We start from the raw sequence: 22,934 nt of genomic DNA, 5'->3' as shown, positions 1-22,934 counted from the left end.
AAGTCAACCCCTTGTGCCTGCCCTATGGCGGGTCCAGAGTGAAGGTATGTCCGAAGCATGGATTGAAGGCTCGCCAGTCCAACGGATCATGTTCCGTGACGGATTGGTCATCAGCCTGGGTGACTACAACGAGGTGGTTATCGCCGTGCCGATGTGGCTCACGCTTCCCCCCGCGGGGAGATGGCCACGGGAAATCGTCTGTGTCGATCCGAAGGCTGTCCTGGATGCGGAGCGTCCGCTTTTCAGCATCTCGGGTGCTACCTGCACCGAGGCCGGATGGAACGACACAGGCGATCTGCACTTGGAGTTCTCCGATGACCACGTGATCGACGTGCCGCATCACGACTTCGATACGGCATGGGAGATCTACGGCAAGTACCACGGGTACGTGGCCAGCCTGCCGCGCGGCAAGGTCCGGGTGGTGCGCCACGACGTGCCGGAGGAAGCCGGGGCCTAACCGGTTTCACCCAGATCGAACCCGGCAGCGGGTTGGTTCGTGGTTACAAGCGTGAGGCTTCTCGCGGTGGCATGTGCGTCAGCGGTACTCGTGACTGCCGCGGGGGCGGGACCGCCGCCCACGTCGCCCACCAGGGCGGCTCGCGTCGACGTCCACCTCACCGCCGCGTCGACGCAGCCTGCTCCGGGTGCGCTGATTACCCAATTCTTGGCCAACCAGGTGCAGAACTGCTCGTTGATCTGTCCGTTCGTGGTGCAGGGCGTCATCGAGGTGCCGGCGGCGGCGCTGAGCGCGCCGGGGACGTTCGTGATGCAGTTGCAGTCCGGGCAGCCGCTGGTGCAGGCGCTCGGGCTGGCGGGCGCGACCGTGAGTGGGGCCGCCAACAACGTGTGGACCGGACTCATCCGCACCGATTTGGATCAGGTGGTGCCGCGTACGCAATTCGGTACCGAGGTGATCGCGGTGGGGCTCGTGCGGATCGGCGAGGCGGTGATAACCCAACCCGGCAGCTTGCCCGGGGTGCTTGGGCAGGCACGCTCCGATCTCTTCGACGCGCTGAACAACTCACCAGGCCCCGAATCGGTGCCGGTGGTCCACACGCCGTTGGAGGCCGCTGCGGTGCGGGGAACCGAAGTGTTCTGGGCGGTGGCATTTCATTCGACAGAACAGCTCACGCTCGTGGTGACCCGGGTGCCCAATGCTTTCCTGACGACCTTGGGAAACACCGGCAACCTCGGCAAGGCGGTGCAGGCGGTCGGGCAGGCGGTGACGACCACGGTCGCCGAGTCGGTGGCGCCGATCCGCGATGCGCTCACCAAGCCAATCCCGATCACGCCGGCCGCCGCCACCCAGGCGAAAACTCCTGCCGCGCAGCAGAAGTCTAAGCAGCAGACGGCGCTGTTGAAGCCACCGACGACGACGCCAAATCGGGATGCGGTGCCGACGACGAAGGCGAAGCCACCGAACGTGATGCGTGACGTCGGTGGAGCTATCAAGAAGGCATTCGGCGATATCGGTGACAAGAAGCCGAGTGCCCCGGTGAAACCCGCCAAGGCGGGCAAGCCCTAGCGCGAGTGTGCGTCCACGCAGACTTTTCCGCCTGAATCTCGCCCTGAGCGCACACTCGCGGCGGGGGGCAAAGCAAATTGGGCGGGGTTGGCGGCTCTGTCCGGCGCATGAATCAAACATGAACTAGCGGTTGACGACACGGCTGTCATGATTCAGGCTTAGGCATGTCCGGGATGAGCGAACCTGCGCAGATTACGGCAGTCTTGCAGCGGCTAGTAGCCAAGTACTCGTGGCTGACCCCTGAACAGATCGCAGACGTTGTGCAGAGCGCTCATGCGCAGTTCACTGGTAGCAGGGTTCGTGAGTTCGTGCCCTTGCTGGTGGAGCGGCGGGCCCGTGCCGAACTCACTGCGTTCAGCGCGTCGGGCTCTCGGGCCGTTGAGGTGGCTTTCGGGCGTCTCGCGTAGCCGGGTATCGGTGGTGCAGGCCGTCGATGAGGCGGTGAGCCTCGTATAGGTCCTTGCGCATCGTCGCTGCGCGGATGCGGTGATGTCGATGCGTAGTGCTAGTGGTCGGCGTATGTCGGATGAGGTGCTCGGTCTTGGCCATCGTCTGTGAGACCTCGCTGACATGCTCGTAGAGCGATGTCAGCAATGTCCGGGCCTGTGCGACGGACGCATCCTCAATCACACGCGCATCCTCGCATTCGCGAACCTGCATGTACAGCAATCTGCCAGGTGGTTGAACAGATTTGGTCCACCAGTTGAGGCGGGTGGCGTAGGGGGCCCGATCGAACAGATTCGAGCGCTTCCGCTGATTAGTGGTGGAGCCGATGACGGGAATCGAACACGCGTATTCAGCTTGGGAATACGAATGACACCGTTCTGAGATATTGCATACGATGCATTTCATAAGCACTGGTCCGAAGAAATATGCGATAATGGCGTCGTTGCTGGTATAGCGGACGGAGTTGTACACTCCGTGTGGAGTGGAATTAAAGATACTGGCACTCAGATTGCGAACGTCGGTAAATATACTTGGCGCAGCATTCTCGATTAGGTTGGAACCTTTGCAGTATTAGGTTGGATATTTGTCATGTGATTGATGCCGTATTTATCCATAGATGAGTACCTTGCGGTGCGCGATTTGAGAGAATAGAAGCGCCCATTTGCGGATACGCAATGAACTGAGGCGAATTATGTCGGCTTGTGGTTGTTCCCTGTCCAAATCGACACCCGGTTGGCCAGATGGAGGAGACGAGTGGCGATGGCTGATCCGTCACGAGAACGAGGATCGGCGGGCATTGTTCTGCTCGTAATGGACCCGATACTGCTTTAGCCCCGAGTGGCGTGCGAGTAACAATGGGTACCAAACATTCCCTAACCGCGATGGATCTCCGTATTGACCCGTTGCGCGGGCTGCCGGAATGGTGAGGGTAACTTGGGTGAGGTCAGGCTCTCCTTGGAACTTGATTCGCGTGGTAAGTGTGTACTGGCTTGCTAGACAAAGCTATTGAGGCTTGTTTAAGTGTGGTGGTGACTAAAGCATCGGTGGCGCATTTGGCTGAACCGCATAAGGCTGATTCCGGGAGCAAGTTGAATTGGCTGCGTGCCGGTGTGCTTGGCGCTAACGATGGCATCGTGTCCGTGGCAGGCATCGTGGTGGGTGTCGCGGCAGCCACCATCGAACGTGGCCCAATTCTCACTGCGGGTGTGGCAGGTTTGGCTGCGGGGGCAGTGTCCATGGCGTTGGGTGAATACGTATCGGTGAGCACTCAACGCGACACCGAGCGTGCGCTGCTAGACAAAGAACGCCAAGAGCTACGTGAACTGCCCGAGCAGGAACTCGATGAACTCACCGCGATCTATGAGTCCAAAGGACTTTCCCGGGAGACCGCGCAGCAGGTTGCGGTCGAACTCACCGAGCACGACGCCTTCGCGGCGCACGTGGATGTAGAGCTGGGAATCGACCCCGATGAGCTGACCAATCCCTGGCACGCAGCGTTCGCCTCGGCCGTATCATTCCTGATCGGAGCGCTGCTTCCGTTCATCGCGATCCTGATGCCGCCTGCAGCCTGGAGAATCCCGGTCACTGTGGTCGCGGTATGTCTGGCGCTGATGTTGACAGGCTGGATCAGCGCAACCGTCGGCCAGGCTAGTCGTACCCGGGCCATCGTGCGCGTGACAACTGGCGGGCTTGCGGCCATGGCTGTCACATATTTGATAGGCACCCTTGTAGGACACGCGATAGCCTAATTACTCCACGCCACCGTCATTCAGCCAGTCATGGCGGTGATCGAACGGATCGAACTGTATTCACGCTGGTCAGGGTGGAGCCGATGACGGGAATCGAACCCGCGTATTCAGCTTGGGAAGCTGATGTTCTGCCATTGAACTACATCGGCGGTCCGGTATCCGGGCTGATGCAGGTGCCAGGATGCCATTGACGCTGGAGTGTGAGCCTAGCGGATCGCGGACGTGTGACTAGCCTCCGGGTTTCAGAAACGCGGAGTGGATGCGAGCCATTGGGTGGCAGCAGGTGGCAGGGGCGCCGAACGGCAGCGACCGCCAGCGCTATGGCGAGTCCAGGACAACGCGATCACTATTCGTGCGTGGTCCATGGCGTTGCAGGTCGACAGTGATGCGCCTCACCTCTGAAAAGTCTTGGCCAGCACCGAACAAATTCTCAGCACGGCCTCAGCGGACGCGGGCACTGTGACAGAGCACCAGCTGCCGCGTGTGCCTGACTGCATTTGAGGAAGAAGGAAACAGCAATGAACTATGGATCCGGGCACCTGCCGTACGGAGACGATTTCCCGACGAGCCCACACGGCTACCGGTTGGTGCACGGTCCATCCAGTACTACACGGACGCGCTATCCGTATGACGAGGCTTATCCCGACCGTGCCGCGAAGGCCCCAAATCCGCTGCGCCGGAAGCGCCTTCGCGCCCTTGGTGTGACGTGTGGCGCCGTTGCAGTGGCCATTGTCGCCAGTGCCACCACGGCGGTTGTGGTGGTCAACCGTTCCGCACACCCCGCCTCCGTGGCGCAGGTGTCTAGCCCCGCGAACACCGGAAAGCTTTCACTCGCAACGGATTCAGCACTCGGGAGCACGCCTTCGGTCAACTCTGTCGAACAGGTGTCGGCCAAGGTGTTGCCCAGTGTGGTGCAACTCAAGATCCAGAGCGGACAGCAGCAAGAAGAGGGATCCGGCATCGTCCTCAGTACCGACGGGTTGATCCTGACCAACAATCACGTCGTGGCCGGATTGAGTAGCGCCGGCGACCAGAGTCCATCGCGCGGCACTAAGGCACCCCGCGGACCGCTCACCAACCTTCCTCCCGGCGTCCTCCCCGGGGAGCAGCTGCCCGGCGGTTACCGAGACGGGCGTGACGGCCAGGACCGGGACGGATCCGACGGACGCGGCGCCCGGTCCTCTGCTTACTCCGGCGATGGCGCCAAGGCCACAGTGACCCTGTCCGATGGCCGCACGGTGCCCTTCACTGTCGTGGGTGCCGACCCCGCCGATGACATTGCGGTGGTCCGTGCCCAGGGAGTTTCCGGGCTCACCCCGATCACCATTGGCTCGTCGAAGGACCTGAAGATCGGTCAGAGCGTTGTCGCCATCGGCTCACCTCTGGGCCTGCAGGGGACGGTGACAACCGGCATCGTCAGCGCGCTCGGTCGCCCGGTTGCCACCGGCGATCAGCAGAGTGGCCAGCATTCGGTGATGAGTGCCATCCAAACGGATGCGGCAATCAATCCCGGCAACTCCGGCGGTGCGCTCGTCGATATGAACGGTGACCTCATCGGTGTGAACTCGGCGATCGCTTCGCTATCCGGGGGCCAGGACTCGCAGGGCGGCGGACAGGCCGGCTCGATTGGCCTCGGCTTCGCCATCCCGGTGGACCAGGCCAAGCGGATCGCGGATGAACTGGTCTCCACTGGGACGGTGCGACAAGCCTCGCTGGGTGTTCAACTTGGCTCCAGCGAGGACACCAACGGTGCGCTCGTGGCGGGGGTTGTCGGCGGCAGCGCGGCGGCGACGGCCGGCCTGCCCAAGGGGGCTGTGATTACGAAGGTCGACAACCAGCCCATCGACGGCCCCGAGGGGCTGGTGGCCGCGGTTCGATCCAAGGCTCCAGGGGACAACGTGACGCTGACCTACAACGATCCGTCCGGAGCGTCGCGCACGGTCCAGGTCACCCTGGGACAGTCGCAGACGTGACAGCGCCGCACCTGCCCGGCTAACTCTCCTGCGCCGGTTCCGGCGAGAATGAGTGAATGGCTGACCGCGACGATTTGACCGCAGGCGGCAAGCCCACCGGCTCGACGGCATGGAGCCCGGCGCCATGGTTCCTGGCCACACCACCATCGGCTAGCCCCGAGATGATCGCCCGCTCGGACATCCATGGCTCCCTTGACGTGCATGTTCAGCAGTCGCGGGCCGTCGTGGTGCTCGCGCCGTCGGGTTTCGGCAAGACGGTCGCCGTGGGGCAATGGGCGACGGCGCGGCAGCGGCAGCAACTGGGTTCTGTCGGGTGGCTGACGGTGACAGAGCACGCCGGGGACTTCGCCGAGCTGGTCCGCGGCATCATGGCAGCACTGCGGCACGCGGTAAATGACGGCGCCGGGGCCCGCACCCGGCAAGCATTGGCTACCGCATGTGAGCTGCCCTCTCTCGCCCTGGTGTTTACGGCTCTATCCCGGATCGAGATGCCTGGGCCAGTAGTGGTGGTGATTGACGACTTCCAGAAGGCGATGGATGTCACGCGCGCCGCGGAATTCACCGAGTTCGTCGAGCACGGACCGTCCTGGTTGCGGTTGGTCCTGCTCTCCACGGAGGCGCCGGAGGCGCTGCTTACGAGGCTGCGGGTGCACGGGCAGGTGGCGGTGGTGTCGGCGGGAGAGCTGGCCTTCACCGCGGACGATGTGCGTTCGGCAGCGGGTCAAGCGGGGCAGAGCCTCTCGGACAGTGAGGCCGAGCAGATCCTGGAGGACACCGGCGGCTGGCCGGCGGCCGTACGGCTGACCTTGCTGGGGGGTGAAACACCCAGTGCAGTAGACGATCTGGATCTGACCGAGTACATCCGCGTGGCCGTTTTGGCACGGCTGCGCCCGGAACTGGCCGACTTCGTGCTCGCGGCGACTGTGTGTGCGCGGGTAGACGCACGCTTGGCCGCTGTCCTCTCGGGGCGCACCGACGCGGCACGGCTACTTGCCGAATGCGCCGTGTCCAGTCTGTTCATCGAGCGCTTCGAATCTGGTGAAGAGATTGTCTACCAATGGCATTCGATGTTCCTGCGCGGCTGCGGCAAGATACTGAGGCAGGCGGACCCCGCACGGTGGAGGGCGCTGCATCTGGTGGCCGCGCGCGAACTGCGCGACCGCTACCCGTTGGACGCCATCGAGCATGCCGTGCGCGGGACGGACGCCCAACTGGCCGCGGAGACCATCACTGATCACTGGCTCGAGCTGCTGCTGGAGGCCAGATCCGTGGCGCTGGAGAGCGCGTGCATCCAGGTGGCCGAGGCATTCGGGGAGAGTGCCGATATTGCGATGGTGCGTTCCTGCTGCCGGGAGGTCGCGGGCGATCGTCTTGGTGCGCAACTGCATTTCGAACGTGCCCAGGCCCTGGCACATGACAACGCCGAGTCTCGGCGCGTGCGTTTTGTCGCCGATCTCAGCCGCATCCTCATCTCCGATGACCACAGCATCATGACGGGCGCCGTCGACGCGGTATCTGAGGCCCTCACCGACCAGGCGCTGGTGCCGGCCAGAGTGTATGCGTGCGCGCTGTTCCTGGTGGGCTGGGCAGAAGCGCGGCTGCGGCGCGACGTCGGCCGCTCGATGCGGCTGTTGGAGTCGGCAGAGCACGAATGCCGCGTGCTGGGCTTGGGGGCGCTTGCCGACAAGGCCTCCGAGAGTTTGGCCTTCGCCTACGTGCACGCCGGGCAGTTCAGGCGGGCCGAGCGGTCACTCGGCACGTCGGCCACGCCGTGGCTCTCTCACGAGGGTGGTGGAATCGCGTTTTTTGCAACGGGATTCATCAAGTTCTGGCGCGGTGAACTGGCGGGCGCGGTGGATGATTTCACTGCGGTGGACGCCGCAGCAGGCGATGGATACCCCGACATCGGGCGCATGATGCTGGTGTTCGGCGCCGCGGCGCTGCGCAACCACGGCAGCGATGTGTCCCTCGCGCACGTGGAGGCGGTGGCCAGTCGTATTGGGGAGAGTGACAACCGGGCCGTCCCATTGGGCAGCTTCCGCGCGGCCGCGCTCGCCAGGATCGCCGAGATGCGCGGGCGCACGAACGATGCGGTGGAACTAGCGGCGGCCCTGGTCGGCGTCACACCGCTGCCCATGGCCTCAGCAATAGTGGCGGGCATATGCCGCAGGATCGGCAATACCGAGCTGGCACAAGCGCTGGCCGACAGTGCAAGTGGCGGAACGGTGGCCCCTTACCAGCGCGCCTACGCCCTGCTGATCGGCGCGCTGCTGGCGTGGGAGCGCGCCGACAACGCACAGGCCCACCGGCTGCTGGAGGAATCGCTGGCTCTGGCCGCGCCCGAATCCGTGTGCTATCCGTTCCTGGACAACGCCGACCAGTCGTGCCGCGAGCTGCTGGGGGCGCACAGCTCTCGGACGGCATATCCGGATTTTCTCGCCGAGTGCCTGCTGGCCTGCGAGACGGGCGCATCAGAGAAACCTGCCGCGGCACTGACCTCGCGGGAGCGAGAAGTGTTGGCGTACCTGCGGACTCCCCTGACGACGGCGGAGATCGCCGCGAAGCTGTCGGTGTCGGTCAACACTCTGAAGACGCATCAGCGTTCCATCTACCGGAAACTCCAGGTATCGAACCGCCGCGAGGCCATCGGTATTGCGCCGCACTGACACCGTTGTGCAGAACCTGGAAGAATCGTGAAATGGCCACCGTCCACGGCGTCATCGTCACCGACCGTCCCGAGAGATACGCGAAACAATTCGCTCAGCATTGGGCCGCCAAGAGCACGGTCACCGAGCTCGACGGCGACGCGCTGCGGATCGAGATGAGCCCCGATGCGGTCACCGTGCTGCGTCCGAAGTCCGGGGAGCTGCACGTAGAGGCCAGCTCCCCGGAATTCGGCGACGTGGTCAAACGGCACCTGGAGCGGTTCGGTGCCCGCGATGAGCTCACGCTCACTTGGGCGGGCGACTAGTCCCGTGCGAAGGCGGCCTGCGCTTCCTGCTCGAGGTCGATGAAGCTCTCGTCGCTGACATCGACGGCCACACCTTTGATGATCCCGCCGGTAAACGTTCCTGGATGCTTGTACAGCTGAGAGACGTTGTCCCCGCTGTCGTAGCCGATGCACAGGCCATCGCCGGAGAGCGTGAACTTGCCGATCTGGGCCCGCATCGGGCCAGTGGCCACTGGCTTACCGTCGATGAACAGTGTCGTGGTGCCCAGGGATTCGCTGAACTTTCCCTTGTCTTTACGGACAAACTCCATACCTAGAGTGCGCTTACCGGGGGACAGCGGTGGTGAGACGAACACCTGCTCCGGCTTCAGCCCCAGGAAGTTGTAGACGTAATGGAGCTTCCCGTCCTTGATGAACAGGCTGTGTCCGCCGAAGCGTGAACCGTGGGCGAAGATCACGCCCTGGGAATCCCCGGTGGTCTCGACATCGGCGATGATCTTGTAGGACCGACCGCGGATGCTGACCGCTACTGCCTCGGGCACTGGTGCCGTATCGGGATAGTAGATATAGCGGTTGCGTTTCGGTTCTGCTGACGGCCGTTCGGCCGTCAGTAGCTCGGCGGCCGAACGGTCATCGAGGGGCAGCACGAAGTTCTTGTCGGCCTCGTCGGACCACGCGGCGATCAGCGCCTTGAGTTTGTCGGGGTACTTGTCGGCGAGATTCGTTGACTCGGAACGGTCTTCGTCCACGTGGTACAGCTCCCACTTGTCCTGGTCGAAATGTCCCTTGCCGCCGGTCGGTGCGTGCAGCGCCGCCGCCTTCCAGCCGTCTTCCCAAATTCCGCGGGTGCCCAACATCGCGTAGTACTGCCGCTTCTTGGTGGTGGGCGCGTCCGCCTTCTCGAAGCTGTACCGCATAGAGACCCCGTTCACCGGGTACTGCTTGACGCCGCGGTACGTGTCGGGCATCTGCAGGCCAACCACGTCGAGGATGGTCGGCACGATGTCGGTGACGTGGTGATACTGGTGCCGCACTTGGCCTTTGTCCTTGATGCCCTTGGGCCAGTGGATCACCAGCGGGTCGCACGTGCCACCCGAGAACTGTGAGTAGCGCTTGAACATCTGGAACGGGGTGGAGAAGGCTACCGCCCACCCGGTGGGGTAGTGGTTATAGGTATCGGGGCTGCCCAGCTTGTCCAGATACTGCATGTTCTCCGACAGCTCGTCGGGGAAGCCGTTGAAGAACTTGTTCTCATTGACCGAGCCGTTGGGGGAACCCTCGCCCGAGGCGCCGTTGTCCGCGCAGTAGAACACGATGGTGTTGTCCAACTGGCCGGTCTGCTCGAGGTAATCGATAACCCTTCCGACCTGTGCGTCGGTGTATTCGGAGAACCCGGCATACACCTCGGCCATCCGGGAGAACAAGCGCTTCTCATCAGGATTCAATGTGTTCCAGGGCCTTACCGAGTCCGCCTCGTCGGCGACATCGGCGGGCATGGGGTTAAGCGGGGTGAGTTTGGTGTCCTTCGGGATGACGCCCTTTTCCACCATGCGGGCCAGCACCCATTCGCGATACGCCTCGTAGCCGTCATCGAACTTGCCTTTGTACTTCTCGGTGTATTCGGCGGGGCTGTGGTGCGGTGCGTGGTTGGCGCCGGGGCAGAACCACAGGTACCAGGGCTTGGACGGGTTAGTGGCCCGCTGGTCGCGTAGCATCCGAAGTGCTTGATCGGCAAGGTCTTTCGACAGGTGATAGCCGTCCTCGGGGGTGGATGGCTGCTCGATGAACCGGTTGTCCTCGACAAGGTCGGGGTACCAGTTATTGGTTTCCCCGCCCAGGAACCCGTAGTAGCGGTCGAAGCCCTTTTGCAGTGGCCACTCGGACCGGCTGCCGCCGCCGGCGATGTCTTCCTGGGGGACATTGTGGTTCTTGCCCACCCAGAACGTGCTGTATCCGTTGTCCTGCAGCACCTGCCCGATGGTGGCGCACTCCGCGGGCAGTCGGCCCGCGGCACCGGGAAATCCGTTGGAGCCCTCGGTAATCGATGCCGAGCGGTTCACGTGGTGATTGCGGCCGGTCAACAGGCAGGACCGCGTCGGCGAGCACAGCGCCGTCGTGTGCCATTGCGAGTACCGCAGCCCGTTGTCGGCGAGGCGCTGCATGACCGGCATGTTGATGCGCCCGCCAAAGGGCGACCACGCTGCCAGTCCGGTGTCGTCGTAGAGCACCACCAGGATGTTCGGCGACCCCTCCGGCGCACGCTTCAGTTCGTAAGGAGTCCAGTCGGGCGTGGAATCGCGTACGTCGAGGGCGATCTTCCCGTGGAAGTCCTCGTTGGTTGGCCCCGTTCCCGGCGTACCGGCACCTGTCGTGTGATCGGTGCTCTCGAATCCCTTGATCGCGGCGGTCGCCGCGGCGGCGCCGACACCGGCGGCAGCGATACCGCCCAGAATCGAACGCCGCGAGACACGTCCGCTTTTGCGGTTATCGGTGGGTTTGGCGGTGTCCCCGTTGGTGGGTTCCATGGGTAGTCCTCTCGGAGCGAAGAGTCTGGGTCTGCAGTGGCGTCACCGTGGCGCTATTCATCCGCGTGATTCATTGTGTCTCGCCAAGATCCGGAAGCGGAAGGTGATCGCGAAGAAAGGCGTGAAGATGTGAATGAACATGTTCACATCAACGCTAGTGAGCAGGGCGGGGACGGGCATCACCCTTTTCGGGTGATTCTTAGGGCAATCCCGGGCACTCGACTTGTCGCACCGGGGGGATTTCGTGCGCACTGTCGGAAGCGGCGTTGACTGGCGATGAGGATCTGAAGGCCGAAGGTCAGGTCGATCAGGGGATCGCCTCGGTCAAGCAGAAGCTGACTGGGAGCTCCTAGCCCTCTGTCTCGGCTGGTCTCCCTCGGGTGTCATCGCAGGGAGACCAGCCGATCGATGTGATCCTCGGGTAGGGCACCGTCGACCACTGCGGTGACGAACGTTTCGTTCAACACGACCTGCCCGCCGTGGTTGTCGAGGAATGCCGTGTCGGCCGCATCTCGGCCGGTGGTGATGCGAACCATCGTCTGCCGCGGCGCCAGGCAAGTCGCATCCACCACGCGCCACCGGCCGTCTAGAACGGCCTCGGCGACGGCGTGAAAGTCCATCGGATCGCAGCCCGGCGCATACACCGCGACAAGTCGGGCAGGCACTTTGACGGCTCGTAAAAGTGCCACCACCAGATGTGCGTAGTCGCGGCAGACTCCTGCTCCCGCCAGCAGGGTGTCGACAGCGCCATCGATCGGGTCGCTCGAGCCCGGCGTATAGGTCAAATGTGCGCCGACCCAGGACGAGACCTTGTCCAAGAGAACCTGCGGTTCGGTGTGCTCGCCGAACTCGGTAGCTGCGAAACCGAACAACTTGTCGGCCTCGGCGTAGCGGCTCGGGCGTAGGTACGTCGACAGGTCTGCGGCCTCGACGGGCACTTCATCGGATTGCCCGAGAATGGTCGCCGCATAAGAGACCTTGAGGTTGCCCTCCCCGACGGCGATCCGGTGGATGCGGTTGCCGTGCTCGCCCGCCACCTCCTGGGCCTCGACATGCTGTCCGTTCAGCACCAACGACAGACTCTCCGTCACCTGGGCGCCGGGCGATGGCGCCACGGCGATCTGGAACTCCAGTGTCGTTGCCGCCAGCACGTCCACGTCGAGTCTGGCTTGCACATCACGTTTCATACCGATACTCCCGCAAGTCAATACGATGCTGTGCGTTGCCGCTTGAGGTATTGCCGCTAGCTATCTTCGCCCCGCCGCACACAGCCGGAGGGATAAGTCTGACATTGGAACCATTGGCCCGCTTGCTGTGCAGAGCCGTACTACGGTCGGTCGACCGCGCAGCGGAATCCGATGTGCGTCGTCGCAGTGTCTTGCGACTGCGGTGAGCGTGCGGCCGGCCGGTAGCGATGGCAGTACTCGGGGGCACAGAGATGCGAACCGCCCTTGAGCGCCTGGATCACGGACGGGTCCGGGTTATCGGACGGGCCGCAGCAGGCCTTCGGTGCCTGAGCGCCGCGCTCGAATCGTGTGGACGTCCACTCCCACACATTGCCGATCATGTCGACGAGGCCAAAACCATTGGGTGGAAAGGCGCCGACGCGAGAGGTGCCGCGCCATCCCAGCGCCCCATCATTGCGGTACGGGAAACGTCCCTGCCAGGTGTTAGCCATCAGCTGCCCGCCGGGGGCCACCTCATCACCCCAGGTGTAAATCGTCTCGCCCCCGCCGCGTGCGGCGTACTCCCACTCGGCCTCGCTCGGTAGCCGTCTGCCCGCCCAGCGGGCGTAGGCCACGGCATCGGTATAGGCCACCTGGACGACGGGATGATCTGCGGCACTGTCGATATCGCTGTCGGGTCCGAAGGGGTGCCGCCAGTAGGCGCCCGGAACCCAGTCCCACCATTGCTGCCAGTTGTGCAGATTGACGGGTCCGCTGGTCTCCCGGAACACCATGGCGCCGGGCACCAGATCGGCAGGGGACGCGCCCGGGTACAGGGCCGGATCCGGGGTCCGTTCGGCGACGGTCACATGACCGGTCTGCGCGATAAACTCCGCGAACTGTGCGTTGGTGACGGGATGACGTTCGATGGCGAAGGCGCTCGCGGAGAGGGTGCGTTCGGGCATCTCTTCTGGGTAAAAGACATTGCAGCCCATAGGAAATGACCCGCCGGGCAACTCCACCAGTTCGGTCAGTACAGCCGCCGTCATCTACTCGTTCTATCAGATCACCGGTTGTACGGCGCCTCCTGCACCCAGTTGAACCCGCGTTCCACTAGCGGGAAAGAACTCGGGTCCATCCTGGTGACCCGCACGTGGACCTTGTGTCCGGCATAGTCGTCGCCGTCGACGATCATCTGGTCTGGTTGTCCCGGCCACCAATATGTCAACCTGATTCGCGCCGGGGTCTCCTTGTACGTGCCTAGCTCGATCTGATGACTCAGGTCGATGAAGTGTTTCTTCGGGTCGATGGTGCCGCCGAACACTTCGAACGAATCATCCATCCGTTGCACAGTGACCATCACCGGGGCGGAGACGTGAAATGGTCTGTCGAATATTACTCTGCGCCAACGAATTTTGTCGGTGAGCAGCGGATCGCGAGGATACCCCTCGGCCGAGAACGTCTCCACCTGCCAGATGCCGTACAGGTTGGGTGTGGGCCGGGTGAATTGCTGCCACCCCTGCGCGCTGAACGCGGTGAGCAGCGCCAGACCCACACACAGCTGCGCCGCGAGCGCGATCCGATTGTCGCGACGGCCCGTGAACAACTGGGTCGTCGTAGCCGCCGGAACCGCACGATCGGTGAAGAACGCCGTCAACAGTCGTCGCGCGTAGGGCGCCAACAGGAACAGGCTCAACAGCAACAGTTGCGAGGACACCGTCTTGAGACGGATGTCGTAGGTCATATTGAGGAGGAAGACCTGCGTCAGGTCGACCACGCACACCAGCAGCCCGGCCGCAGTGGTGCGCGGCAACAGCAGGAGCAGACCGCCCAGCACCTCGGCCAGCCCCAGCAGGATCTGGTACGGCTGCGATACGCCGACCTGCGCCCACAGCACACCCGCGGGGCTGAAGTTCCCGAACGGTTCGACGAGCCGGTTGAGCACGAACGGCATTTGCGTCGGGATCACCTTCGCCATCCCGAAATAGAACATTGCCGTAGCGAGCACCAGGCGCAGGATCGTCCACACCCAGGCCTGCAGTCGGTCATAGCGTTGCCGCGCCCGGTCGAGCACCGTCCAGATCACGGTCGCGACGGCTGCCAGGGCCGCGATGCAGACCAAGGCGGTCCATTGGAACGCACTGTCGCTGCCCACCTGGGTGCTCTCGACGCTCAGGCCGAGCAGATGTTCTCCGATCCACCCGATGGGTGGGCGGACCGCATGAAACAGCCCGCGGATAACCGACCACGGACCGTCGATTCCGATGCCCGCCAGGATGATCGGGACCAGCCCAATGACCACTACAAGGCCGAACGTGCCGAAGTAACAGGTACCGAATCGGAATGCGACCCGCGTCGCGCTGCCCCACCCGCGCTGAACGGAACCTTCGCTGTCATCCCCCAAGTTGCTCATTACCCCATAGTCCGGACCGATGGGGGTTTGCTCAAGTATTTGGTGAAAGTTGTCTCTGTCTCGGCCTCAGCGGCCACTCAGAAAATCTCGGTAACCTGCCAACGATCTGTAAACCGAACTGACATACCGAGGTGCTCATGACCATCCGCCACCTATTTGCCGCGGCAGCCGTGGCCGCAACCTGTGCCCTCAGCTTCCCGGCAGCGGCGCACGCGGACGACAAGACGGTGACATACGAGGTCACCTCGTCCACCGCCACCACGGCCAACGTCCAGTACTGGGACGGCACCGAGATGCAGCCCGCCGACGGCGTGACCCTGCCCTGGAAGGTCGACGCGACCGTCGGTGATCTGTCCCGTGGCGCCAAGACGCCCAATCACGCAGAGCTCAAGGCCGACTGGCGTTCCACGCCCACACCGGACGCCGCTGTCACGGTGCGCATCTACCTGAACGACAAGGTGGTGTGCCAGAACACAACCGGCACCGGTGAGGCCGACTGCAACTATGCGACCTTCTCGTCCTACCTGGACACGGCCCCGCCGCCGGCGGCTAAGCAGTAACCCTGTCGATGTGTTCGAGGAAGTGCGTCAGCACCGCCTCGGGCGCCTCGATCTGCGGCCAATGGCCGATGTTGTCGTTCAGCAGCACCACGTCCGGATCGGGAATCACCTCGAGATAGCGCTCGGCCATGTGCAATCCGGAGTTGGGGTCGATCGGTCCGTCGATCATGCGCATCGGCACGGCGGTTTCGCGCATGGCGCGCACCCATCGGCTCCGGTTGTCGTAGCGGTCGTTGATGAAGCGGCCCACCTGATGGGTGACGCGCGCACCGTCGTTGTACTCCAGTACCTGCTGAAAAAGTGACAGCAGCCGGGCCGACGGTTTGGTGTCCGGTCCGAACATCTCGCTGACGGCGGCATCCATGATCCGGCGCGATACCGGTGTGCCCTGGAGCCGGCTTACCAAGTCGCCCAACGGTGTTCGCGACAACAAGGTCTGGGCGATCCGAGGTCTATAGGCCTCGATGAACAATCCGCCATTGAGCCACGTCACCGAATCGATCGCTACCCGGCCCCGGGACTGCTCGCCAAATTCATGACGCGCCAACAACTCCTGGCCCACCGAGTTCCCCAGATCGTGGGTCAGTAGATGCACTCTGTCGATGTTCAGCTGCGAGAGCAGCTCCTCGTGCATATCGGCGTGATCGAGCACCGAGTATCCGTATTGAACGGGCTTCTCGGAGAATCCCATCCCGATCATATCCGGTGCGATCACCGTGAATCGCTCCGTCAACGTCGGCCAGATCAGTGCCCAATCCCACGAATTGAACGGATAGCCGTGGACCAGCAGCAGCGGCGGCCCGCTGCCCTCCATGCGATAGAAGATGTCGAAACCCAGATAGTCGAAGTAGTGCCCGGCGGCTTTCCATTCTTCGAGCTCAGCGTCCATGACCGAAATATACCGATCGGTCCGTGGCGTAACCGTGTCCCAACCTTGAAGGATCTGAGAACAACATCGGCCAGGATGGGGTGGTGTTCCGTCTTCTGACGCTGCTCTGTGTGGCGATCCTGGCCCTGGCGACCTCCGCACCTGCTGTCGCGGAACCCTTCGTGCCCTGGTTCGCCCAATCCGTCGGGAACGCGACTCAGGTGATTGCGGTCAACGGCACCGGCGGCTCGAACGCCAAGATCGACGTGTTCCAACGCAGCGGCAACGACTGGAAGGCCGTGTCCACCGGGATTCCCGCACATGTCGGCTCCGCCGGATTCATCGAGAAGGCGCGGGAGGGGGCGTCGGCTACCCCCAACGGCGTCTACTCCCTGGACTACGCCTTCGGAACCGCGCCGCCACCCCCGAGCGGCCTGCGCTACGTCCAGATCGGGTCGAACGACTGGTGGGACAGCGACGTCAACAGCGCCACCTACAACACCCACCAACAGTGCGCCAAGGCGTCGTGCCCGTTCGATACCGGCCCCAGTGAGAACCTCAACATTCCGCAGTACAAGCACGCCATCGTCATGGGCGTGAACAAGGACAGGGTTCCCGGCGGCGGCTCGGCCTTCTTCGTCCACACCACCGACGGCGGCGCGACCGCGGGCTGCGTATCCCTCGACGACGCCACCCTGGTCCAGTTGATCGGCTGGCTACGGCCCGGAGCCGTTATCGCCGTAAAAGGTTAGTTACCAACAGGCGAATGCCAGGTTCAGCCAGCACCATGGATGCATGCTGTCGATCCGGTTGTTGCCGCTGAGCGTCGTGCTTCTCGCCGGGGCGTGCGGGTCTGTACCTGTCGAACCAGCCGCCGCGGTACTTCCCGCCGCACCGCCGCCATGGTTTGCACGCGCCGTCGGTTCGGCGGAACAGGTCGTATCGGTCCAAGGTACGGGGGGCACCAAGGCGGTCGTCAGCACCTGGCAGCGCACCGGTGGCGCGTGGGAGCCCGTCCAACAAAACGTTCCCTCCGATATCGGCTCCGCCGGATTCACGGATGCCGCCAACGACGAGAACCCGGCGACCCCGACGGGTGTCTACAGCCTCGACTACGCCTTCGGCACCGAACCGTCGGTGGCTCACGGTCTGAACTACCTGCGGGTCGACGCCGACGATTGGTGGGACGGCGATCCGGCCAGCGCCGGCTACAACACCCACCAGCGATGTGTCGAATCCGCATGCACATTCGACACATCATTGAGCGAAGAGCTCGATGGCTATCCGCGCGCGATCGTCATGGGCGTCAACGAATCACACAAACCCGGCGGCGGGTCGGCGTTCTTTGTGCACGCATCCGACGGCGATCCCTCGGGCGGGTGCGTCACGGTCGATGACGCCGCACTGGTGCGACTCATTGGCTGGTTGCGGCCCGGAGCGGTCATCGCCATCAAGGCCTAGGCGGTTACGCTCGTCGCGTGCTGCTGTCCGATCGCGATATCCGCGCCGAGCTTGACTCCGGGCGCCTTGGCATCGAGCCCCTCGACCCTGCCCTCATCCAGCCGTCCAGCATCGACGTCCGGCTCGACAGCCTGTTCCGGGTGTTCAACAACACCCGCTACACGCACATCGACCCTAAGGAGCGTCAGGACGAGCTGACCAGTCTGGTCGAGCCGGGCGAGGGAGAGTCATTCGTGTTGCATCCGGGCGAGTTCGTGCTCGGATCCACGCTGGAGATCTGCTCACTGCCCGATGACCTCGCCGGGCGGCTGGAAGGAAAGTCCTCGTTGGGGCGCCTGGGCCTGCTGACGCACTCCACCGCCGGATTCATCGACCCCGGCTTCTCCGGGCACATCACCCTGGAGCTTTCGAACGTCGCCAACCTGCCGATCACGCTGTGGCCGGGCATGAAGATCGGGCAGCTATGCCTGCTGCGCCTGACGTCGCCGGCCGAGCATCCATACGGTAGTGCCGGGGTAGGGTCGAAGTACCAGGGGCAGCGCGGTCCGACCCCGTCGCGCTCCTATCAGAACTTCATCAACCCCTAGCTGGGGTAACGCGTCAGCGGACGGGGCCGATACACAAGCCGGGCACAACTTTGGCCAGCAATTCGGACTTTTCAGCGGCCCTGACGTGTTTGATGGCGTGACGGTCGATTTGGTAGCGGAGGATCTGACGTGGACGTCGTACTTGGTGTCTCCATGACACCGACGACTGCCCGGCTGGTACTGGTCGAGGGCGCGGGTGCCGACGGCAGGATCGTCGATACCGACACCATCTTTGTGTCCGAGGGCGAAGGCAGCGCCAGCGATCAGGTGCTGTCCGCGATTGTGGGCACCCGGGACGGCATGACCGATGGCGGCCATAATTTGGTCTCCACCGGCGTGGTGTGGAGCGATCACGCCGAGGCCGCCCAACTGCGCGATTCCCTTGCCAGCCGCGGAATAGACGGCGTCGAGTTCTTCTCCGCGCTGCACGCAGGAGGCGCGCTGGCCAAGGCCGCCAGCAACGTCACTGGATACGAGAAGTCGGCACTGCTGGTCATCGAACCGGAGACCGCGACACTCGCGGTGGTCGATTCCGCCGACGGATCGATCGTCGGCCTGGCGAGCGAACCGCTGGTCACTGGAGTAACTCCCGGTGTGCTGGCCAATTTGGTCAACCCACTCAAGGGCCAGGAGCACGCGCCCGACGGCGTGTTCTTGCTGGGTTTGGGCACCGACGTCTCGGATCTCACCGATCCGCTGGGCGAGGCGATCTGCCTTCCAGTGAACTCGCCGGATCAGCCCGAGCTGGCCTTGGCCCGCGGTGCGGCGCTGGCATCGGCGCAGGAACCGGATTTCGAGGCCAGTACTGCACTGCTCGGCCAGGCCTACTCGCTAGAGGGCCCGACCGGGTCGGGCTTTGTGCACCCCGAAGCAAGCACAGAGGTCACCGAGACTGCGAGTGAGTTCGAGGACTTCGACGACCAACCTGCCGAACGCAAGCCGTTCCTATTGGTCGGTGCGCCGCTGCTGCTGGTCTTCGGAATCTGCTCGATAGCGCTGGCTGTCTCGTTGACCGTGACGGTGCGTTCCACGGTGGACCAGGGGCCGTCCTCGCCGGACCGTGCCGTCGTCCAGAACCCGGTGCAGAACCCAGTCGAAAAGCAGCTGCCGCCCGAGGCTCCCAAGCAGCTCCCGCCGGTGCCAATGGCCGAGGTGGCGCCCCCGCCGGCCGCTCCAGCTCCCGCCCCGGTACAGCAGGTGGTGGCTCCGGCGCCGCAGCACAACCCCGCGCCGGCCGCGCCCAAGCCCGCGGCCGCCGCGCCACAAGCTCCAGCCCCCGCGCCCGAGGTGCCTCCGCCACCCGCGGCTCCCGCCCCAGAGGAGCCCGCACCGGCCGCACCGCCGCCCGCCATCGTTCCGGTTCCGCTTCCGTTGTTCCCGCCGATCTGGGAGCCGCCGAGACGCCAGGAGAACCCGTGGTGGCCGCCACAGCGGACCCGGCCGACGTACACGCCGCCTAGTTACGCGCCGCCCACGTACACGCCGCCGGTGCAGACGCAGCAGCCGCCCATCATCTCGATCCCCGGCTTGCCGCCGATTGGGGGCGGCGATTCCGATAGCGGTTCCCGCGGCGGCTCGCGCGGTGGATCCGACAGCGACTCCCGCGGTGGCCGCGGCGGCTGGGGCGATTCGGATAGCGGCTCGCGTGGTGGCTCCCGCAGCGGTTCTGAGGGTGGCTGGGGGGATAGCGGTTCCCGCGGGGGCTCGCGTGGTGGCGACTCCGACAGCGGGTCGTCCCGCGGTAGGTGGGGAGACAGCGGCGGATCGCACGGCGGTGGATCCGGCGGTCGCGACAGCGGTGGATCAAATTCTGGATTCCCCTGGCTGTTTGGCGGGCATTAATCCCGCATTCATATGCCGATAAATCCGCTGCGCGAAGAGGATTCGTCCGCAGTTCGCCGTACATCCGGCGTTAGGACACCGATGGTGTGGCGTATCCAGGTTGCTAACCCTGCGGGCCTATATAGACAGTATGCGTTGCACCGTTTTTGGGACCGGGTACCTCGGCGCCACTCACGCCGCCTGCATGGCCGAACTCGGCCACGAGGTGCTCGGCATCGATATCGACCCAGGTAAGGTCGCCAAACTGTCGTCCGGCGACATTCCGTTCTACGAGCCGGGTCTGCGAAAGATATTGCAGAGCAACATCGCATCCGGACGGCTGCGTTTCACCACGAGTTACGCCGAGGCTGCCGAGTTCGCCGATGTGCACTTCCTCGGCGTCGGTACGCCGCAGAAGAAGGGCGAGTATGGGGCGGATCTGCGGCACGTCCACTCGGTGATCGACACTCTGGTTCCGCTGCTGACCCGGACGGCTGTGATCATCGGCAAGTCAACGGTCCCCGTGGGTACTGCACGTGAACTGAGCCAGCGGGCAGCGGGATTCGCGGCCGAGGGCGTCGATGTTGAGGTGGCCTGGAACCCGGAGTTCCTGCGTGAGGGCTATGCCGTCAAGGACACCTTGCACCCGGACCGGATCGTGTTGGGCGTGCAGCAGAACTCGGATCGCGCTGAGAAGCTCGTCCGCGAACTGTACGGGCCCATCCTCGACGAGGAAGTTCCCTTCCTGGTCACCGATTTAGAAACCGCTGAGTTGGTGAAGGTCTCGGCCAATGCCTTCCTGGCCACCAAGATTTCGTTCATCAACGCCATCTCCGAGGTGTGCGAGGCGGTGGGCGCCGACGTGACCACGTTGGCCGATGCCCTCGGATACGACCCCCGAATCGGACGACGATTCCTCAATGCGGGCCTGGGTTTCGGCGGCGGATGCCTGCCCAAGGACATCCGCGCCTTCATGGCGCGCGCAGGCGAGCTGGGCGCCAGCCACGCCCTGACCTTCCTGCGCGAGGTCGACAGCATCAACATGCGGCGGCGCACCCGCATGGTGGAGCTTGCTACCAAGGCGTGCGGCGGATCGCTGCTCGGTGCCAACATTGCGGTGTTGGGCGCGGCGTTCAAACCCGAATCCGATGACGTGCGCGACTCGCCGGCACTTAATGTTGCTGGCCTGCTGCAGCTCAACGGCGCGGCCGTCAACGTCTACGACCCGAAGGCGCTGGAGAACTCCCGACGGCTCTTCCCGACGCTGAACTACGCCACCTCTGCGCTCGAAGCCGCCGACCGCGCCGATGCCGTCCTGCTCCTGACCGAATGGCAGGAGTTCGTGGATATCGATCCCAATGAGCTGGCCACGGTGGTGCGCACCAAAGTGATTGTGGATGGACGCAATTGCCTGGATGTCGCCAAGTGGGTCAACGCCGGGTGGCGGGTGTTCTGCCTGGGTAAGCGTGTGGAGGAACTAACCCCCGCCTGACCTGGGTACACCGCCGACACGCCGTGTTGTGGCGGTTCCGTCTCGCATATGTTCGCCACTAACGGGTGTGTCGATGCAGGGACGAGCTACTGGCGGTAGCTCGTTAAGAAGTTCCCGAGCCTCTCGATGGCGACCGCCAGGTCGCGGGCCCACGGCAGCGTGACGATCCGAAGATGATCGGGCTCAGGCCAATTGAAGCCCGTGCCTTGGGTCAACAAGATCTTCTCGTTCAGCAGTAGATCAAGCACCAGCTGGTCGTCATCGTGGATCTCATGCACCTCGGGGTCGAGGCGCGGGAACGCGTACAGCGCGCCCCGGGGCTTCACGCAGGAGACGCCGGGGATCTCGTTGAGCTTGGTCCATGCCACGTCGCGCTGCTCCAGCAGCCGTCCGCCAGGCAACACCAGGTCATCGATGCTCTGGTGTCCGCCAAGCGCGACCTGAATTGCGTGCTGGGCAGGCACATTCGGACATAGGCGCATGTTGGCCAACAGGTTCACGCCCTCAAGCAGGCTGGCCGCGTGGTCCTTGGGTCCGGTGATCGCCAGCCATGCGGACCGATAGCCCGCCACGCGGTACGCCTTGGACAGACCATTGAAGGTGAAGCACAACAGATCCGGGGCCAGTGATGCGACGCTGATGTGCTCGGCATCGTCGTAGAGGATCTTGTCGTAGATCTCGTCGGCCAGCAGCAGCAGCTGATGCTTGCGCGCCAGTTCCACCATCTTGGTGAGGATCTCGCGGCTGTACACCGCACCCGTCGGGTTGTTTGGGTTGATGATGACGAGCGCCTTGGTGCGCTCGGTGATCTTGGATTCCAGATCCTCGAGATCGGGCATCCAGCCGTTGGTCTCATCGCACAGGTAGTGCACCGCGGTGCCGCCGGCCAGCGAGGTCGCCGCCGTCCAGAGCGGATAGTCGGGCGCCGGGATGAGCACCTGGTCGCCGTTGTCGAGCAGTGCCTGTGTGGTCATCGTGATGAGCTCGGAGACGCCGTTACCGAGGTAGACGTCGTCGACGTCCAGGTAGGGGAATCCCTCGACGAGCTCGTAGCGCGTAACCACCGCGCGCCGCGCCGGCAGGATGCCCTTGGAGTCGGAGTACCCCTGCGCGTACGGGAGAGCCTGGATGATGTCGCGCATGATCACGTCGGGCGCCTCGAAACCGAATGGCGCCGGGTTGCCGATGTTCAGCTTGAGGATGCGATGCCCCTCGGCCTCCAGCCGGGCGGCGTGTGCGTGTACCGGTCCACGGATCTCGTAAAGGACGTCTTGCAGCTTGGTGGACTGCGCAAAGACCCGCTGATGTTGCCGTGGCGAGAGGCCAGGCACGCGCGGGGGCACGTCAGTCGGCAAGTTATCGGTACTCACGGTCTCAATGGTGGCATTGCTGTCCAGC

The 22,934-nt window shown here is 63.9% G+C and carries 19 protein-coding genes and 1 tRNA gene; 13 read left to right on the top strand and 7 right to left on the bottom strand.

The features are described from left to right. Positions 1 to 46 precede the first annotated feature (46 nt). From FZI91_RS06600 to FZI91_RS06585, 4 genes are all read left to right on the top strand, one after another. Positions 47 to 457, top strand: a complete 411-nt coding sequence (locus FZI91_RS06600) for a DUF6188 family protein (RefSeq protein WP_155938046.1) — start codon at positions 47 to 49, stop codon at positions 455 to 457. A 192-nt stretch (positions 458 to 649) separates the two neighbouring features. After that, entirely contained in the window at positions 650 to 1,525 is an 876-nt protein-coding gene (locus tag FZI91_RS06595) for a hypothetical protein (protein ID WP_155938554.1), read from the top strand. Positions 1,526 to 1,698: 173 nt separating this feature from the next. Then, on the top strand, positions 1,699 to 1,932 hold the full coding sequence (locus tag FZI91_RS06590) for a three-helix bundle dimerization domain-containing protein (protein WP_239001917.1): 234 nt from the start codon (positions 1,699 to 1,701) through the stop codon (positions 1,930 to 1,932). A gap of 1,128 nt (positions 1,933 to 3,060) precedes the next feature. Next, positions 3,061 to 3,720: a VIT family protein gene (locus FZI91_RS06585; protein ID WP_155938553.1), complete on the top strand. Its 660-nt coding sequence runs from the start codon at positions 3,061 to 3,063 to the stop codon at positions 3,718 to 3,720. Between the two features lie 75 nt (positions 3,721 to 3,795). Here the strand turns inward: FZI91_RS06585 and FZI91_RS06580 are convergent. Beyond that, positions 3,796 to 3,869 (bottom strand) — tRNA-Gly (locus FZI91_RS06580). A gap of 522 nt (positions 3,870 to 4,391) precedes the next feature. On the opposite strand from FZI91_RS06580, the gene FZI91_RS06575 reads away from it, so the two are divergent. The 3 genes from FZI91_RS06575 to FZI91_RS06565 are packed head-to-tail and all read left to right on the top strand — an operon-like array spanning position 4,392 to position 8,664. Continuing rightward, positions 4,392 to 5,693: a S1C family serine protease gene (locus tag FZI91_RS06575; RefSeq protein WP_375234390.1), complete on the top strand. Its 1,302-nt coding sequence runs from the start codon at positions 4,392 to 4,394 to the stop codon at positions 5,691 to 5,693. Positions 5,694 to 5,749: 56 nt separating this feature from the next. After that, positions 5,750 to 8,359: a LuxR C-terminal-related transcriptional regulator gene (locus FZI91_RS06570; protein WP_155938043.1), complete on the top strand. Its 2,610-nt coding sequence runs from the start codon at positions 5,750 to 5,752 to the stop codon at positions 8,357 to 8,359. Positions 8,360 to 8,391: 32 nt separating this feature from the next. Next, a complete protein-coding gene (locus FZI91_RS06565; protein ID WP_155938042.1) occupies positions 8,392 to 8,664 on the top strand; it encodes a DUF2218 domain-containing protein in 273 nt (90 codons plus the stop codon). On the opposite strand, the gene FZI91_RS06560 is transcribed toward FZI91_RS06565, so the two are convergent. From FZI91_RS06560 to FZI91_RS06545, 4 genes are all read right to left on the bottom strand, one after another. Beyond that, positions 8,661 to 11,168: an arylsulfatase gene (locus FZI91_RS06560; RefSeq protein WP_155938041.1), complete on the bottom strand. Its 2,508-nt coding sequence runs from the start codon at positions 11,166 to 11,168 to the stop codon at positions 8,661 to 8,663. The genes FZI91_RS06565 and FZI91_RS06560 overlap by 4 nt on opposite strands. Positions 11,169 to 11,551: 383 nt before the next feature. Then, complete coding sequence (locus FZI91_RS06555) at positions 11,552 to 12,355, bottom strand: transglutaminase family protein (RefSeq protein ID WP_155938040.1); 804 nt, start codon at positions 12,353 to 12,355, stop codon at positions 11,552 to 11,554. 140 nt (positions 12,356 to 12,495) lie between these two features. Next, positions 12,496 to 13,383, bottom strand: a complete 888-nt coding sequence (locus FZI91_RS06550) for a formylglycine-generating enzyme family protein (RefSeq protein WP_155938039.1) — start codon at positions 13,381 to 13,383, stop codon at positions 12,496 to 12,498. A 17-nt stretch (positions 13,384 to 13,400) separates the two neighbouring features. Next, positions 13,401 to 14,747: a DoxX family protein gene (locus FZI91_RS06545; protein ID WP_155938038.1), complete on the bottom strand. Its 1,347-nt coding sequence runs from the start codon at positions 14,745 to 14,747 to the stop codon at positions 13,401 to 13,403. 137 nt (positions 14,748 to 14,884) lie between these two features. Here FZI91_RS06545 and FZI91_RS06540 point away from each other — a divergent pair, with 137 nt between their 5' ends. Then, positions 14,885 to 15,307 carry an MmpS family transport accessory protein gene (locus FZI91_RS06540; RefSeq protein ID WP_155938037.1) on the top strand — a complete coding sequence of 141 codons (423 nt, stop codon included), beginning with the start codon at positions 14,885 to 14,887 and terminating at the stop codon, positions 15,305 to 15,307. On the opposite strand, the gene FZI91_RS06535 is transcribed toward FZI91_RS06540, so the two are convergent. After that, positions 15,297 to 16,196: an alpha/beta fold hydrolase gene (locus FZI91_RS06535; protein WP_155938036.1), complete on the bottom strand. Its 900-nt coding sequence runs from the start codon at positions 16,194 to 16,196 to the stop codon at positions 15,297 to 15,299. The two genes, FZI91_RS06540 and FZI91_RS06535, sit on opposite strands and share 11 nt — an antisense overlap. Positions 16,197 to 16,279: 83 nt before the next feature. Between FZI91_RS06535 and FZI91_RS06530 the strand changes: the two genes are divergently transcribed. From FZI91_RS06530 to FZI91_RS06510, 5 genes are all read left to right on the top strand, one after another. Continuing rightward, positions 16,280 to 16,927, top strand: coding sequence for a L,D-transpeptidase family protein (locus FZI91_RS06530; protein WP_162526575.1), 648 nt, complete (start codon positions 16,280 to 16,282; stop codon positions 16,925 to 16,927). Positions 16,928 to 16,970: 43 nt separating this feature from the next. Next, positions 16,971 to 17,636: a L,D-transpeptidase family protein gene (locus FZI91_RS06525; protein WP_155938035.1), complete on the top strand. Its 666-nt coding sequence runs from the start codon at positions 16,971 to 16,973 to the stop codon at positions 17,634 to 17,636. A gap of 17 nt (positions 17,637 to 17,653) precedes the next feature. Then, a complete protein-coding gene (gene dcd, locus FZI91_RS06520) occupies positions 17,654 to 18,223 on the top strand; it encodes a dCTP deaminase (protein WP_162526574.1) in 570 nt (189 codons plus the stop codon). A 129-nt stretch (positions 18,224 to 18,352) separates the two neighbouring features. Then, positions 18,353 to 20,065: a hypothetical protein gene (locus FZI91_RS06515; protein WP_162526573.1), complete on the top strand. Its 1,713-nt coding sequence runs from the start codon at positions 18,353 to 18,355 to the stop codon at positions 20,063 to 20,065. A gap of 130 nt (positions 20,066 to 20,195) precedes the next feature. Beyond that, entirely contained in the window at positions 20,196 to 21,536 is a 1,341-nt protein-coding gene (locus FZI91_RS06510) for a UDP-glucose/GDP-mannose dehydrogenase family protein (protein WP_155938033.1), read from the top strand. An 86-nt stretch (positions 21,537 to 21,622) separates the two neighbouring features. Here FZI91_RS06510 and FZI91_RS06505 read toward each other — a convergent pair whose 3' ends face one another. Continuing rightward, on the bottom strand, positions 21,623 to 22,933 hold the full coding sequence (locus FZI91_RS06505) for a pyridoxal phosphate-dependent aminotransferase (RefSeq protein WP_155938550.1): 1,311 nt from the start codon (positions 22,931 to 22,933) through the stop codon (positions 21,623 to 21,625). Position 22,934: the final 1 nt, after the last annotated feature.

The organism is Mycobacteroides sp. CBMA 271 (assembly GCF_009729205.1).
Classification (GTDB): domain Bacteria; phylum Actinomycetota; class Actinomycetes; order Mycobacteriales; family Mycobacteriaceae; genus Mycobacterium.
This window is presented reverse-complemented; position numbering and strand designations above follow the sequence as displayed.